This is a genomic window from Pseudomonas vancouverensis, from assembly GCF_004348895.1.
Classification (GTDB): Bacteria; Pseudomonadota; Gammaproteobacteria; order Pseudomonadales; family Pseudomonadaceae; genus Aquipseudomonas; species Aquipseudomonas vancouverensis.
Window position 1 is genome coordinate 344,912 of the sequence record NZ_RRZK01000008.1, and the last position, 15,215, is coordinate 360,126.

11 protein-coding genes are annotated in these 15,215 nt (G+C 62.5%); 4 read left to right on the forward strand and 7 right to left on the reverse strand.

Annotated features, from left to right (window positions below; translation table 11 throughout):
- The first annotated feature begins 6 nt into the window (after window positions 1–6).
- Both EIY72_RS09285 and EIY72_RS09290 read left to right on the forward strand, forming a co-directional pair.
- A complete protein-coding gene (locus tag EIY72_RS09285) occupies window positions 7–1,422 on the forward strand; it encodes a Y-family DNA polymerase (RefSeq protein WP_093219177.1) in 1,416 nt (471 codons plus the stop codon).
- Complete coding sequence (locus EIY72_RS09290) at window positions 1,398–4,496, forward strand: error-prone DNA polymerase (RefSeq protein ID WP_162276441.1); 3,099 nt, start codon at window positions 1,398–1,400, stop codon at window positions 4,494–4,496. Before EIY72_RS09285 ends, EIY72_RS09290 begins: the two co-directional genes overlap by 25 nt.
- 121 nt (window positions 4,497–4,617) lie before the next feature.
- Here the strand turns inward: EIY72_RS09290 and EIY72_RS09295 are convergent, their stop codons facing one another.
- The 7 genes from EIY72_RS09295 to EIY72_RS09325 form a co-directional block, all read right to left on the reverse strand.
- Entirely contained in the window at window positions 4,618–5,280 is a 663-nt protein-coding gene (locus EIY72_RS09295) for a flavin reductase family protein (RefSeq protein WP_093219185.1), read from the reverse strand.
- Window positions 5,281–5,292: 12 nt separating this feature from the next.
- Window positions 5,293–6,780, reverse strand: coding sequence for an amidohydrolase family protein (locus tag EIY72_RS09300; protein WP_093219190.1), 1,488 nt, complete (start codon window positions 6,778–6,780; stop codon window positions 5,293–5,295).
- Complete coding sequence (locus EIY72_RS09305; RefSeq protein WP_093219196.1) at window positions 6,777–7,973, reverse strand: amidohydrolase family protein; 1,197 nt, start codon at window positions 7,971–7,973, stop codon at window positions 6,777–6,779. Before EIY72_RS09305 ends, EIY72_RS09300 begins: the two co-directional genes overlap by 4 nt.
- A 149-nt stretch (window positions 7,974–8,122) precedes the next feature.
- Entirely contained in the window at window positions 8,123–9,184 is a 1,062-nt protein-coding gene (locus EIY72_RS09310; RefSeq protein ID WP_093219201.1) for an extracellular solute-binding protein, read from the reverse strand.
- A gap of 15 nt (window positions 9,185–9,199) precedes the next feature.
- Window positions 9,200–9,988: an ABC transporter permease gene (locus EIY72_RS09315; RefSeq protein ID WP_093219206.1), complete on the reverse strand. Its 789-nt coding sequence runs from the start codon at window positions 9,986–9,988 to the stop codon at window positions 9,200–9,202.
- Window positions 9,985–10,902, reverse strand: coding sequence for an ABC transporter permease (locus tag EIY72_RS09320; RefSeq protein ID WP_093219211.1), 918 nt, complete (start codon window positions 10,900–10,902; stop codon window positions 9,985–9,987). The genes EIY72_RS09315 and EIY72_RS09320 overlap by 4 nt, the downstream gene beginning before the upstream one ends.
- Window position 10,903: 1 nt before the next feature.
- The gene (locus EIY72_RS09325; protein WP_093219215.1) at window positions 10,904–11,989 is read right to left on the reverse strand and encodes an ABC transporter ATP-binding protein; all 1,086 of its coding nucleotides are present in this window, start codon (window positions 11,987–11,989) and stop codon (window positions 10,904–10,906) included.
- A 140-nt stretch (window positions 11,990–12,129) separates the two neighbouring features.
- On the opposite strand from EIY72_RS09325, the gene EIY72_RS09330 reads away from it, so the two are divergent.
- Together EIY72_RS09330 and EIY72_RS09335 are read left to right on the forward strand one after the other, a co-directional pair.
- Complete coding sequence (locus EIY72_RS09330; RefSeq protein ID WP_093219220.1) at window positions 12,130–12,819, forward strand: GntR family transcriptional regulator; 690 nt, start codon at window positions 12,130–12,132, stop codon at window positions 12,817–12,819.
- Window positions 12,820–13,016: 197 nt separating this feature from the next.
- Entirely contained in the window at window positions 13,017–15,128 is a 2,112-nt protein-coding gene (locus EIY72_RS09335; protein ID WP_093219224.1) for a hybrid sensor histidine kinase/response regulator, read from the forward strand.
- Window positions 15,129–15,215 lie beyond the last annotated feature (87 nt).

Here is a 15,215-nt window from a genome sequence, read left to right on the forward strand (position 1 = left end):
GTTGCCATGCGCTGGGTGTGTATTCTGTTCCCGCAATTGGCGCTGGACGCGGTCCTGCGTCAGCGCCCCGATCCCGATGAGCCGCTGGCGCTGCTGACCGGTCCGGCTCAGCGCCGGGTGCTGCAAGCGGTCAATGGTGCGGCGCGGGTCCTGGGTTTGCGCCCCGGGCAGTCCATGAACGCTGCGCAGGCCTTGAGCAAGGGGTTTGCCACGGCCGAGTATGACGCCGCTGAAATTGAGCACTGGCAACAATTCCTCGCCGCGTGGGCCTATGGCTTCAGTTCCCAGGTCAGCGTGCACTACCCGCGCGCGGTGGTGTTTGAAATCGAATCCAGTCTTGGTCTGTTCGGTGACTGGCCGCAATTCGAAGCGCGTTTGCGCCGCGAGTTGGCCGACCTGGGGTTTCGTCATCGGATCGTTGCCGCCCCCAACCCGGTGGCGGCGCGGGTGCTGGCCAACGCCTATGACGGGCTGGTGGTGCCCGACGATCAAGCCTTGCAGCATCACCTGGGGCAATTGCCGGTCGACCGTATCGGGCTGGAGGCTCAAGTCGCCACGGCGTTGTCGCGCATGGGCTTGCGCACACTGAAACAGGTGCAGGCATTGCCCCGTGACAGCCTGGCCCGGCGCTTCGAGGCGCAGGTGCTCAAGCATCTGGATGCCCTGTTCGGCTTGCGTCGGCTGGCGCTGGCGTTCTACCTGCCACCGGACCGCTTCGATGTGCGCATCGAGCTGAATTTCGATGTGCAATCCCACCAGGCCCTGCTGTTTCCGTTGCGCCGCCTGACCGGCGACCTGTCGGCATTTCTCTGTGGTCGCGACAGCGGTGTGCAGCGCTTTGACCTGCACCTGGAGCACGCCGGGTTGCCGGACACGCTGATCAAGGTCGGCCTGCTCAGCGCCGAGCGTGATCCGGCAATGCTGTTCGAGCTGGCCCGGGGGCGGCTGGAGCAGGTCCAGGTCGAGGCGCCGGTGCGCGGCTTTCGCCTGCGCGCCGAAGACTTGCCGGCCTTCGTGCCCCAGTATCAAGAGCTGTTCGACGATCGCCCGCAGCAATCCTTGCCCTGGGAGCAGTTGCGTGAACGCCTGCGCGCCCGGCTGGGGGACGAGGCGGTGCATGGCTTGCGCTTTCAGGCAGATCATCGCCCCGAGCGTGCGTGGCAGGCCATGGCTGACCAGCAGTCCACACCCGGTTGTAGCGCAGCGAAACGCCCGGGCTGGTTGCTCACCGAGCCCTTGGCCCTGCCGCAAGGTTCGGCGCGCATCCTCATGGGCCCCGAGCGTATCGAGTCGGGCTGGTGGGACGGCGGCGACGTGCGTCGCGATTACTACCTGATCGAGACCCGCGCCGGCCAGCAGGGCTGGGCCTGGCGGGCGGTGGGTGAGGACGGGCCGTTGTGGCTGCAGGGCTGGTTCGCATGAATCAGGACTATGCCGAGTTGCACTGCCTGTCGAACTTCAGTTTCCAGCGCGGTGCCTCCAGTGCCCTGGAGTTGTTCCAGCGCGCCAAAAAGCAGGGTTACCAAGCCCTGGCCATCACCGATGAGTGCACCCTGGCCGGTATTGTCCGGGCCTGGCAGGCGGCAAAGTCGGTGGAATTGCCGCTGATCATCGGCAGTGAGGTACGCCTCGAAAACGGTCCGAAACTGGTGCTGCTGGTGGAGAACCTGGAGGGGTATCAGGGGCTGTGTCGTTTGATCACCCGGGCCCGGCGGCGTACGCAAAAGGGCCAGTATCAAGTCCTGTGCGAAGACTTCGAGCAACCGCTGCCGGGGTTGCTGGCCTTGTGGGTGCCCGATGCAGTCGACGCCTTTGAGCAGGGGCACTGGCTCAAGCAGGTGTTCGCCGAGCGCTTGTGGCTGGCGGTGCAATTGCATCGCGGTCAGGATGACAGCCGGCGCCTGAGCGATCTGCTGAGCCTGGCCAGGGCGCTGCAGATCACCCCGGTGGCCAGCGGCGATGTGCACATGCACGCGCGTGGACGCCGTGCCTTGCAGGACACCATGACCGCGATCCGCCATCACCTGCCAGTGGCCGATGCCGGCTTGCGCCTGCACCCCAACGGCGAACGGCACCTGCGCAGCCTGGAGGCGCTGAATGAGCTGTATCCGCCGGCCTTGCTGGAAGAGACGCTGAGCATCGCCCGCCGCTGCACCTTCGACCTCGGTCAGTTGCGTTATCACTATCCCCGTGAGCTGGTGCCGGAGGGGCACACCGCGACCTCGTGGCTCAAGGTGCTGACCGAGCAGGGCATCGAGCAGCGCTGGCCCCATGGCGCGAGCGAGAAGGTGCGCGCACTGATCGACAAGGAGCTGGGGCTGATCGCGGAACTGGGTTATGAAAGTTATTTCCTGACGGTCCAGGACATCGTCGCGTTCGCCCGACGCGAGAAGATTCTTTGCCAGGGGCGAGGCTCGGCGGCCAACTCGGCGGTGTGTTTTGCCCTGGGCATCACCGAGATCGATCCGGATCGAATGAACATGCTGTTCGAGCGTTTTCTTTCCAAGGAACGCGACGAGCCGCCGGACATCGACGTCGATTTCGAGCATGAGCGGCGCGAAGAAGTCTTGCAGTACGTGTTCAATCGTTATGGTCGGGCCCGGGCCGCGCTGACGGCCGTGGTCAGCACCTACCACGCGGCCGGCGCAGTGCGCGATGTCGCCAAGGCGCTGGGCTTGCCACCCGATCAAATCAACGCCCTGGCCGATTGCTGCGGTCACTGGAGTGACGAAACTCCGCCAGTGGAGCGTTTGCTCGAGGGCGGCTTCGATCCTGAAAGCCCGATACTGCGCCGGGTGCTCAGCCTTACCGGGCAGTTGATCGGCTTCCCGCGGCACCTGTCCCAGCACCCCGGCGGCTTCGTGATTTCCGAGCATCCGCTGGACACGCTGGTGCCGGTGGAGAACGCCGCCATGGCCGAGCGCACCATCATCCAGTGGGACAAGGATGACCTCGACGCGGTCGGGCTGCTCAAGGTGGATATCCTGGCCCTGGGCATGCTCAGTGCCATTCGCCGCTGTTTCGATTTGCTGCGCCGCCATCGCAATCTGGATTTGAGCCTGGCGTCGGTGCCCTCCGAGGACTCAAAAACCTACGACATGATTGGTCGTGCCGACACTGTCGGGGTATTCCAGATCGAATCGCGTGCCCAGATGTCGATGCTGCCCAGGCTCAAGCCGCGCAAGTTCTATGACCTGGTGATCGAGGTGGCCATTGTCCGGCCCGGACCGATTCAGGGCGGCATGGTGCACCCGTACTTGCGCCGCCGAAACAAGGAAGAACTGGAAAGTTATCCCTCTGAAGAGCTGCGCGAGGTTTTGAAGCGCACCCTTGGGGTTCCCCTGTTTCAGGAGCAGGTGATGCAGATCGCCATCGTTGCCGCCGACTACAGCCCGGGCGAGGCCGATCAGTTGCGTCGCTCCATGGCAGCCTGGAAACGTCACGGCGGCCTTGAACCGCACCGGGATCGTTTGGCTGCGGGCATGAAGAAAAAAGGCTATAGCGCAGATTTCGCCGCGCAGATATTCGAGCAGATCAAGGGTTTTGGCAGTTACGGTTTTCCCGAGTCCCACGCCGCCAGTTTTGCCTTGCTGACCTACGCCAGTTGCTGGTTGAAATGCCACGAACCGGCGGCTTTCGCCTGTGCGCTGATCAACAGCTGGCCCATGGGTTTCTACAGCCCGGACCAGATTCTGCAGGACGCCCGTCGTCATGATCTGCAGGTGCGCCCGGTGGACGTGCGGGCCAGCGACTGGGATTGCAGCCTGGAACCGATCAGCGGCGCACAACCGGCGATTCGCCTGGGTTTACGCATGATCAAGGGCTTTCGCGAGGACGCGGCCCGGCGTATTGAGGCGGCGCGGGCGAATGGCGCGTTTATCGACATTGGCGATCTTGGTGAGCGGGCCGGCCTCGATGCCCGTGCCCAGGAGCAACTGGCCGATGCCGGTGCATTGCGGGGGCTGGCCGGGGATCGACATCGGGCGCGCTGGGAAGTGGCGGGGGTGGAGAAACAGTTGGGCTTGTTCGCCGGGTTGCCGAGGCAGGAGGAGGGTGCTGTGGTGTTGCCCAAACCCACCGTGGGCGAAGACCTGCAAGCCGACTACAACAGTGTCGGTACTACGTTGGGGCCGCACCCACTGGCCTTGTTGCGCGTTGAGTTGAAAGCCCGGCGCTGTCGCAGTTCGCAGGAATTGCTGGCGGTCGAGCACGGCCGTCCGGTCAGTGTTGCCGGGCTGGTGACCGGACGGCAACGGCCGAGTACCGCCAGCGGCGTGACCTTTGTCACCCTGGAAGACGAGTTCGGCAACGTCAACGTGGTGGTCTGGCGGGATCTGGCTGAACGCCAGCGCCGGGTGTTGGTGGGTTCGCAGTTGCTCAAGGTCGACGGGCGCTGGGAAAAAGAGGGCGAGGTGCGGCACTTGATTGCCGGGCGCTTGAGCGACCTGAGCCCGTTATTGGACGGTATCACCATTCGCAGCCGCGATTTCCACTGACCTTGTAGGTGCGAGCCTGCTCGCGATGAACCTGAGAGCGCCGCGGGGTGACAGGTTGCCATCGTTATCGTTAACGACCATCGCGAGCAGGCTCGCTCCTACAGGAGATAGGCGCAGTGTACTATTTGCCCATTGGCCAGAACCGCTCGCCACCTCCCGGCGCTTCCGTCCAGGACTGCAGCGAACGGGTCGGCAGGTCGAAATAGTCCCGGGTGCGTGCATAGCCATGGCCGCCCATCCGCCCGATCGCATCAAGCCCCAACTGATCGATGTACAGGGTTTTCGGGTCAATCAGTTCATCGCGAACATGGGCCATCAACACTTCGCCCAGGATGATCTCCCGGGATTGGCCAATGGACAATGCCATCATCCGCCGGCACTCCAGTGCGACCGGCGCTTCGCCGATGCGCGGGCATTTGACCGTGGTGCCCGGTATGGCCGTGAGCCCGGCGGCAGTCAGTTCGTCGAAGCCCGGTGCGAAGGGCACGGCGCAGACGTTCATGGCTTCCACCAGAGCGTCGCTGACGATGTTCACAGTGAATTCCTGGCTGAACTGGATATTGCGCGTGGTGTCCTTGGGGCTCAGGTCGCCGTAATTTTCCACGCCCAGGGCGAGGATCGGCGGATCGGCCGACAGCGCGTTGAAGAAACTGAACGGTGCGGCGTTGATCCGGCCTTCGCCGTCGACCGTGGTGACCAGGGCAATCGGTCGGGGCACCACGCTGCCAATCAGGATCTTGTATTTGTCCCGTGGGCTCAGTGTGCTGAAGTCGAAGCTTTGCATAGGCAAGAATCCCTAAAGAAGTGGATCAATCGCGCTCAGTGGCGCGTCAGCGCTGTAGTCATCGGCAAAGGGGATGGCGGGGCGGAACAGGGTTTTCCAGTCCGGTTGGCCAAAGGCCCGGTCGCTGTGGCTGCGCATCAGCTTTTCGAATTGGCGCTGGGCCTGACGTTGCAGGGCGGTGTAGTCGACACCCTGGACCTGGCCGTCGTGCATCACGCAGCGGCCGTCGATGTAACTGGCGATGCAGTCATCACCGCGCCCGGCCAGCAGCAGGTTTTTCAACGGATCAAACAGTGGCCCCAAGTGCAGGCCACGCAAGTTGAACACCGTGATGTCAGCCTTGCAGCCAGGGGCCAGGCGGCCGATATCATCGCGACCGAGGGCCTTGGCCCCGCCAAGGGTGGCGGCGTTGTACATATCCAGGGTGCTGGTCAGCTCGTTGCCGCCCTCCATCAAGCGGGCAATGTTCAGGCCCTGGCGCATGTTGTCCAGCAGGTCGGCGGGCCAGGTGTCGGTACCGAGGGCGAAGTTCATGCCCTTGGCACGATAGCGACCGAAGGAGTCCAGCGCCTCGCCATCACGGGCAAACACCACTGGGCAATGCACCAGGCTTGCGCCGCCGTCCACCAACCGTTGCAGGTCGTCATCGCCACGGGTGTAGATGCCGTGTGGCAGCAGGCTGCGCGGGGTCAACAGGCCGAGTTGCTGCAACCAACTCAGAGGCGAAGCGCCGCGCAATTGTTCAACCATCGCCACCTCGCCCTGACCCTGGCAGCAGTGCAGGCGCATCGGCGCGTTCAGCTCCCGACTCAGCGCGGCGGTGCGTTGCAGCAGTGCGGGGGTGCAGGTCTGAATGCGATCGGGCAACAGCGCGCCGCGAATCAGATCCTGGTGGCTGCCATCGAAGTCCTTGAAGAACTGTTCAGCCGCCTCAAGCCCGGCCATGCCGCGGTTTTCATCCCAGTGGTGCGCCAGCGTGCCATCGGCACGCCAGTAACTCATGCCGCTCATGTAGCAAGGACCGAGATAGGTACGCAGCCCCAGTTCGGCGGCGACACCGGCCACCGCGGCAAACTCGTCGTAGGTTTCGGCCCACTCGCGGTAGTACATCGAGGTGATCGGCATCGCCGTGGTGATGCCATTGCGGATCAACTGGGTGAAGGCGTAGCGGTACTTGAAGACCTCCTCTTCAGGGCTGTAGCTTTCCCGAGATCCCTCAGACAGGTACTGCTGCGACCACATCCGGCCCATGTCGCGCTCGTCACCGTTGTCCAGGGTCAACACGGTGGAGTCGAGGTCGCCCAGGGCATCCAGGTCGATGAAGCCGGGGCCGATCAGGGCATTGCCGTAATCGATCCATTGATCCACCGACCCGGGATACCCGCGTCCGACAAACTCGATGCGCGAACCATGGAACACCACTTCGCCGTCACGCCACAGGACGTGCTGCATGCCATCGAAACCGACCAGGCAGCTGGCGCGCAGACCGATGCGCTTCACAAACGGCTGTCCAGCAAGCGACCGCCCGCAGCGACCAGATGACCGGCGCGATAGACCTGACGTGCCGGCCGCGAGACCACTGCCTCACCGAGAGTTTGCACAGGCATCAGCAAGAAGTCCGCGGGTTGGCCGATTTCAATACCAGCGGGCTTGCGACCCAGTGCCAAGGCGCCGTTGACGGTGGCGGCTTCGAACGCCGCCGTCAGTTCCTCGTCCTTGTTCAGGTCGAAACGGAACGCCAGCAGCATCGCGCGCTCGAGCATGTCGCCGTTGCCCATGGGCGACCAGGCATCGCGGATGCCGTCGGAACCCAGGCACAGGTTCACGCCGGTCTCGCGCAGGGCCAGAAACGGTGGCACCGCGCAATCGGCCGGGGCGGAACTCATCAGCGAGATCCCCAGTGTCGCCAGGCGTTCGGCCAGCGGTTTGACCTGGCTCCATGGCAACATGCCCAGGCAATAGGCATGGCTGATCATCACCCGGCCTTCGCGGCCGAAGCGTTCGGTGTAGTCGGCGATCAGCTTGATCTGCCACAGGCCCAGTTCGCCCTTGTCGTGCAGGTGGATGTCGACGCCACGGTCGAACTCGCTGGCCAGGTTGAAGACGAAATCGAGTTGGGCAATCGGGTCGTTGTCGATACCGCAAGGGTCGAGGCCGCCGACGTTTTCCACGCCCAGCGCCATGGCTTCGCGCATCAGTTCGGCAGTGCCGGGGCGGCTGATCAGCCCCGTCTGCGGGAACACCACCAGTTCCAGGTCAATCAAGTCGCGATAGGTGTCGCGCAACTGCTGCATGGCCTCGACATGACGCAAACCGAATTCCGGGTCGATGTCGACGTGGCAGCGCATGGTCAGCGAACCACGGGCGATGCAGTTTTCCAGCAGGGCACCGGCGCGCTGGGCGATGGGCGCACTGATTTCGCGCAGGACGCGGCGCTCGTTGGCGATGTAGTCCTTGAGGGTTGGGCCGGCGCTGTTGGGGCGCCAAGGCTGGCCGTAGAGGGTTTTGTCGAGGTGGACGTGGCTTTCCACCAGGGCGGTGGTGAGCAATTGGTTCTGGCCGTCGATGTCGGTGGCAGACAAGGCTTCCTTCGAAGCGGGGCGGCGTTGGCTGAAGCGGCCGTTCTCGATCAGCAGGTCTTCGGCGGGCTGGCCGTATGGGCGCACGTTGCGCAGCCATTGGGGGTGGGTCATACAAACCTCGAATCTATGTTGTGAGTGACGGCCTCATCGTCGGAACGCCGCCCGGACCAAGCTCGCTCCCACGGGAGGGCGAACACTGAAGATCCCGTGTGGGAGCGAGCTTGCTCGTGATGGCCGTGACTGGGTTTCAAGTCAGGCAATCAGCCCTTGAGCTTGGCCCAGATGCGGTCCTGCAGCTCCCGCGCCTTGTTGCTGCATTCCTTTTCCGGACGCAGGCGCGAGGCGTATTCGTCGGGCATGTTGATCGCGTCCATGACCTTCCATTTCGGATCGAGCAACTGGTCGCTCTGGATGCCGTTGGCGTAGGCGATGGCGTTGGACACGGCCGCGGCGTTTTCCGGCTTCATCATCCAGTCGATGAAGATCTTCGCGTTGCCGGGGTGCGGCGCGCTTTTCGGCACGGCGAAGTTGTCCTGGAACATGGCCAGGCCTTCACGGGGGTAGACGTACTTGATGGTGCTCTTCTGCAGGGTGGCGCGGGCCGTGGAGCCGTTCCAGTTCTGCATCATGATCACTTCACCGCTGGCCATGCGGTCGACGGTGTTGTCCGAGCTGTACATCTTCAGGAAGGGTTTCTGTTTTTGCAGCAGTTCGAGGATGCGCTTGGCGTCCTGCGGGTTTTCGCTGCATTCGTCGACATTCAGATAGTGACTGGCGGCGTTGATCACGCTGCTGGAGGTGTCGAGGGCGGCCAGTTGGCCTTGCAGTTCCTTGCGCGGTTCGAAGAACTCTTTCCACGAGTCGTCAAGCTTGCCGCCCGGCACCCGCGCACTGTCATAGGAAAACCCCGTGGTGCCCCACAGGTAAGGGGCGGAGAACTTGCGGCCCGGGTCAAAACTCGGGTCACGGAACGGCTCTTTGACGTACTGGAAGTTGGGCAAGGTCGGGGTGTCGATTTCAAGCAACAGGTTCTGGTTGATCAAGGTCTGCATGATCGATTGTGACGGCACGATCACGTCATACGCCGCACCACCGGCCTGCAGCTTGGCCAGCAGGGTTTCGTTGCTGTCGTAGCCGTCCATGGTGACCTTGATGCCGGTTTCCTTTTCGAATTTGGCCAGCAGGTCGACCGGGTAGTAGTCGGTCCAGTTGTAGAAGAACAGTTCCTTGGGTTCGGCGGCCTGGGCGCTGAACGCCGTGAACGCGGTGAAACAACTCAGGGCCAGACCGGACATTGCCAAACGCATGTTTTTCACTTTCATGAGAGCGCTCCAGGTTTATTGTTGTTTGCCGCGTTGGCCAAGCCAGAAGGCCAGCACTACGAGAACGATGGAAATCACCAGCATCAGCGTTGAAATCGCGTTGATCTCCGGGGTCACGCCGGCCTTGATCGCCGAGAAGATGTACACCGGCAAGGTGGTCGAGCCGGGACCGGCGACAAAGAAGGTCATGATGAAATCATCGAGGCTGACCACGAACGCCAGCACCGACCCGGACAACACCGCCGGCCACAGCAGCGGCAGGGTCACCCGGCGAAACACCTGCCAGGGGTTGGCGTACAGATCGTTCGCCGCCTCCAGCAGGCTCTTGTCCATGTCATTGAGGCGGGCACGGATCGGCAGGTAGGCGAACGGAATGCAGAAGCCGATGTGGGCGATGATCACTGTCAGCAAACCGAGCTTGATGCCCAATGCCATGAACAGCAGCAGGGTGGCCACGGCGGTGACGATCTCCGGCAGGATCAGCGGCAGGTTGATCCCGCCCTCGACCATCTTCTGCCCATAGAACGGCCGGTAGGTCGCCAGCGCCGCGAGCAGGGCAATGGCCGTGGCGCAGACCGTGGCAATGCTGGCGACGATGATCGAGTTCAGCGCCGCGGTCTGGATCGACGGGTTGGCGAGGATGCGTCCGTACCAGGCGAACGAAAACTCGGTCCACACTGTTGCCGAACGGTTGGCGTTGAAGCTGTAGGCGATCAGGACCAGGATCGGCAGGTACAGATAGGCCAGCATCAACAGGCTGACTTCACGGGTCAGCGGCAGTTTCTTCAGGTGCAGGGCAATCATGCTTGGGCTCCCGGGCGTTGGCTCTTGGCGGCACTGCGGCTATAGAGGGCGTACAGCACCAGGGACAGCAGCATGATCCCCAGCAGCAGGAACGACAGCGAACTGCCCAGCGGCCAGTTGCGCGCAGTGCCGAACTGTTGCTGGATCAGGTTGCCGATCATCAGCGTCTTGCCACCACCGAGAATCGCCGGAGTGATGAACGCGCCGAGGCTGGGTACGAACACCAGCAGCGCACCGGCAATCACGCCGGGCATCGACAGCGGCAGGATGATCCGGCGCAGCGCGTGCCAGCGATTGGCGCCCAGGTCGTAGGCGGCCTCCACCAGGCGCCAGTCGAGTTTTTCCAAAGTCGAATAGATCGGCAGGATCATGAACGGCAGGAAGCTGTAGACCAGCCCGACGCTGACGGCGAAGTCGTTGTAGAGCAGGGTGATGCCACCGGCCTGGGGGAACAGTGCGTTCAGGCCCTGGGCGACCCAGCCTTGCTCGCGCAGGATGATCAGCCAGGCGTAGTTGCGGATCAGCAGGTTGGTCCAGAACGGGATGGTGATCAGCAACACCATCAGGTTGCGCCGGCGCGGGGTCAGGCTCGACATCCACAACGCCACCGGAAAACCGAACAGGAAACACAGGACAGTGGTGCCGCCGGCCTGGAACACCGAGCGCAACAGCGCCTGGGCGTAGACCCAGTTCAATTCAAGCTCACCGTCGAAACCTTCCTGGAAAAACAGCTGCACGTAGCTTTGCAATTGCCAGTTGGCTTGCCAGTCGACACCGCCGTACACGTTGCGCGGCAACAGGCTGATGTAGCCCATGATGCCCAGTGGAATGGCGATCAGGGCCAGCAGGGTCAGAACCACCGGGCTGAGCAACAGCGCACGGTTGAGGGCTGGGGAAGTGCTGCTGACGCTCATCTCAGGCCTCCATCAACAGGCAGGCGTGGGGCGGCAGGTTGACCGCGACGCGATCACCGACCACCCGGCCATGGTTCAGGCCTTCGTTGTTTTCGCGCAGCATGACCTTGATGTCGTTGTTCAGACGGCACTGGTAGAGGGTCGCGGTGCCGACGTACAGCACGGCCTCGATCACGCCGCGCAGATGATGGGGCTGGGTGGGGTCGACCAGTTGCGAGCGCTCGGGACGAAACGCCAGTTGCACCTTGGCGCCGTTGACGCCCTGGGGCGGGCAGGGAATTTCCACCGGCATGCCATTGGGCACGAACAGGTGCTCGTTCTGCTGGCCGCGCTTGAGGTGGCCGGGGAGGAAATTGATGTCGCCGATGAACTGGGCGACGAACTGGTGTTGGGGGCGCTCGTAGATCTCGTTGGGCGTGCCGATCTGCAGGATCTTGCCGGCGGACATCACGGCGATGCGGTCGGACAGGGTCAGGGCTTCTTCCTGGTCGTGGGTGACGAAGATGAAGGTGATCCCGGCTTCTTTCTGTACGCGCTTGAGCTCGACCTGCATTTCCTTGCGCAGCTTGAGGTCCAGCGCCGACAGCGGTTCGTCGAGCAACAGCACTTTCGGTTTCGGCGCCAGGGCCCGGGCCAGCGCCACGCGCTGCTGCTGGCCACCGGACAGTTCAGCCGGTTTGCGCCCCGCCAGGTGCTGCATTTGCACCAGCGCGAGCATTTCGTCGACCCGCTGCGAGATCAGTTTGCGATCCAGGCCCTGCATCTCGAGGCCGAAGGCGATATTCTGCGCCACACTCATGTGTGGAAACAGCGCGTAACTCTGGAAGACCGTGTTGACCCGGCGCTTGAACGGCGGCAAATCATTGACCGGCTCGCCGGCCAGGCGAATCTCGCCGTCGCTGACGTGCTCGAAGCCGGCGATGGTGCGCAGCAAGGTGGTTTTGCCGCAGCCGGAAGGGCCAAGCAGGGTGAAGAACTCGTTGTCGGCAATGTCGACGGACACATTGTCGAGGGCCGGTGCCAGCCCGGGATCTTCAGAGTATCGCTTTGAGACGTTTCGCACTTGAATTGCAACTGGATGACCCATAATGGTGCATTCCTCTAATTATTGTATGCAAAATCTGGATGCAATTTAGAAATACCCGGATTAACCTGCCCGTGCAAGCCCCTTTTTCAATGGCTATCCACTCGCCAGGGCTGTTTGCACAGGGCGCGAGGAGTTGATGAATGACCGAGAAGAAACTGGAAACCACGGTCGACCGTGTCTACCAAGGGGTTTACGAGGCGATCAGCAAGCGCTCGTTACGCCCGGGCATGAAGCTGGGCGAGGCGTCACTGGCCGAACTTTTCAATGTCAGCCGCACTTCCGTACGTGCCGCGCTCAAGCAATTGGAGGCCGATGGACTGGTCACCACCGAGCCCAATAAAGGTGCGTCGGTGTCGTTGCCCAGTGACGAAGAGATCCGTTCTTTGTTCGAAACCCGGCGCCTGATCGAGATCGGCATCGTTAGTGAACTGTGCCGACGGCGTGATACGGCGGTCACCCGCGACTTGCGTGATCATCTGTTGCTGGAGGACGAGGCGCACCAGAGCGGCGACCACGAGCGCTTGATCCATCTATTGGGCGAGTTCCACATCAAGCTGGCCCGCAGCCTGAATAACCCGGTGCTGCTGGACTGGTACCAGAAGCTGATTTCCCGGGCGTCGCTGTACGCCGCGGCGCTGGATGACGACAGCCACGAAGCCTGCCGGGACGATGAGCATTTGCGCTTGATCGAATACATCGAGGCGGGCAACCAGAGTGCGGCGATTGAACTGACCTGCATGCATCTGAATGGCATCGAGAAGGCCATTCTTGATGTGGCGGCGACCCTCAAGACCAGCTACAACCCGCTCAAGCATTTGATTGAGGTATAGGCCCTCGTGGGAGCGAGCTTGCTCGCGATGGAGGCATGAACGACGCGGGGCATCTGGTGCCCCGCGTTTTCGTTGAGACCATCGAGGGCAAAGGGGGGAGCCTGGGCCCGGGAGAATCAGCTATACCTCATATGAAACGAATGACGTGCAGGATGCTCGAAACACACGGGTGTCAATGACCGGGGTAGAGCGAGCCAATGCAGTTTCTAGAGGAAAGCCACGGGTGTTCCGGCTGGAACGGCGAAATGGCCGGGCGCATTCGTGCGTTCGACTGGAGCCGGACCGAGCTGGGCGCGCTGGGTAGCTGGTCGAAAAGCCTGAGCAGTTCGGTGCAATTGATGCTCGCCTCGCCGCTGCCGATGGTCATGCTCTGGGGGCCGTCCGGGTACATGATCTACAACGATGCGTATTCGGCATTTGCCGGAGGACGGCATCCTTATCTGTTGGGTTCTCCGGTCGAGCTGGGCTGGCCGGAAGTCGCCGAATTCAACCGTCATGTGGTCGACACCTGCCTGGCCGGCGGTACCTTGTCCTATCGCAATAAAGAGCTGGTGCTACTGCGCGATGGCATTCCCGAAGAAGTCTGGCTGGACCTCTATTACAGCCCGGTTTCCAATGATGACGGGCGCCCGGCCGGGGTCATGGCCATGGTGGTGGAAACCACTGAACGAGTGAACTCCGAACGTCGGCGCCAGGCTGCCGAAGACGCCTACCGCGCCGACAACGAGCGGGTCCGCCTGGCATTGAATGCCGGAGCCTTGCTTGGTTCCTTCGTGTGGGACGTCAAAACCGACGTGCTGTCCGCCGATGAGCGTTTTGCCCGGACTTTCTATTTCCCACCCGGGCAGGACCTCAACCATCTTTCCCAGGAAGAAGCCGAACGACGCATCCACCCCGACGACCTCGCCTGGGTGCGCGAGCGAGTGCGCCTATCGGTTGAAACCGGCGAGGCCTACAACGCCGAGTACCGCATCTTGCGGCCCGACGGCAGTTACCTTTGGGTGCTCGCCAGTGGTTGCTGCGAATTCAATGCGCAGGGTGAGGCTTTTCGTTTCCCCGGGGTACTGATCGATATCCATGAACGCAAGATTGCCGAAGAGTCATTGCTCAGGTTCACCCGCAACCTGGAGCAGCGGGTCGCCGAGGAAGTAGAAGCGCGCCTGGCGGCCGAAGAGCAATTGCGCCAGTCGCAGAAGCTGGAAGCCATTGGCGGTCTGACCGGCGGCGTGGCCCATGACTTCAACAACCTGTTGCAGGTGATCGCCGGCAACCTGCACCTGCTGGCGCGACACGAACCCGGCAACGCCAATGTGCAGCGCCGGGTAGCAGCGTCGATTGCCGCTGTCGAGCGCGGCGCCAAACTGTCTTCGCAATTGCTCGCGTTTGCCCGGCGTCAGCCATTGTCGCCGGCGGTGGTGACCTTGCGACAGATCTTCGATGGGTTGGCAGAGCTGTTGCAACGCGCATTGGGCGAAACCGTGCAGGTGCACATGAGCGCGCCGGAGGACGCCTGGGCGGTGTTTGTCGATGGCAATCAGCTGGAAAACGCCATTCTCAATCTGGCGATCAATGCCCGTGATGCCTTGCAAGGCGAGGGGACCATCGAGCTGAGTGCCGAGAACATTGTGCTGGCCCCTGGGTTTTGTATGGGCAAGGGTATCGTTCCCGGTGAGTTTGTGCGCGTGTCAGTGACTGACAACGGTATTGGCATGCCGTCCGAGGTCCTGGCCCAGGTCTTCGAACCCTTCTTCACCACCAAGGCCGACGGGCAGGGCACCGGGCTCGGGTTGAGCATGGTGTTCGGTTTCGTCAAGCAGAGTGGCGGCCATATCGAGATCGACAGCGAGGTCGGGCAGGGCACACGGGCGCAGCTGTATTTTCCGCGCACCTTGCGTTCGACGCCGGTGGAAACGCCGGACAGCGACGTGCAACAGCAGGGCGGTCATGAACGCATCCTGGTGGTCGAGGACAATGACGCGGTGCGGGTGTCGGTGGTGGAGTTGCTGCGCGACGAGGGCTACCAGATTGTCACGGCGAACAACGGCGACATGGCCATGCAGATGCTACTCGAGGGGGTGGCCGTGGATCTGATCTTCACCGATGTGGTGATGCCCGGCCTGATCAAGAGTTCAGACCTGGCAGCCTGGGCCAAGGTGCAGGAACCGCCCGTGGCGGTGTTGTTCACGTCAGGGCATACCCGCGACATCATTTCGCGCAACCATCAGCTGAGTCCGGATACGCACCTGCTCAGCAAGCCTTACAGCGCAGAGGCGCTGACCCGCAGGGTGCGCGCCGTCCTCAACGGCTGACAAAATTCCCCTGTGGGAGCGGGTTCGCGAAGACGGCCGTCTATTCAATAGAATTGTCGCCTGATGCACCGCTATCGCGAGCAAGCT

Excerpts from the sequence above, each read along its gene's own strand:
- EIY72_RS09325 (WP_093219215.1), bottom strand. The coding sequence starts at position 11,989 with ATGGGTCATCCAGTTGCAATTCAAGTGCGAAACGTCTCAAAGCGATAC.
- EIY72_RS09310 (WP_093219201.1), bottom strand. The coding sequence starts at position 9,184 with ATGAAAGTGAAAAACATGCGTTTGGCAATGTCCGGTCTGGCCCTGAGT.
- EIY72_RS09330 (WP_093219220.1), top strand. The coding sequence starts at position 12,130 with ATGACCGAGAAGAAACTGGAAACCACGGTCGACCGTGTCTACCAAGGG.
- EIY72_RS09320 (WP_093219211.1), bottom strand. The coding sequence starts at position 10,902 with ATGAGCGTCAGCAGCACTTCCCCAGCCCTCAACCGTGCGCTGTTGCTC.
- EIY72_RS09305 (WP_093219196.1), bottom strand. The coding sequence starts at position 7,973 with ATGACCCACCCCCAATGGCTGCGCAACGTGCGCCCATACGGCCAGCCC.
- EIY72_RS09285 (WP_093219177.1), top strand. The coding sequence starts at position 7 with ATGCGCTGGGTGTGTATTCTGTTCCCGCAATTGGCGCTGGACGCGGTC.
- EIY72_RS09295 (WP_093219185.1), bottom strand. The coding sequence starts at position 5,280 with ATGCAAAGCTTCGACTTCAGCACACTGAGCCCACGGGACAAATACAAG.
- EIY72_RS09335 (WP_093219224.1), top strand. The coding sequence starts at position 13,017 with ATGCAGTTTCTAGAGGAAAGCCACGGGTGTTCCGGCTGGAACGGCGAA.
- EIY72_RS09315 (WP_093219206.1), bottom strand. The coding sequence starts at position 9,988 with ATGATTGCCCTGCACCTGAAGAAACTGCCGCTGACCCGTGAAGTCAGC.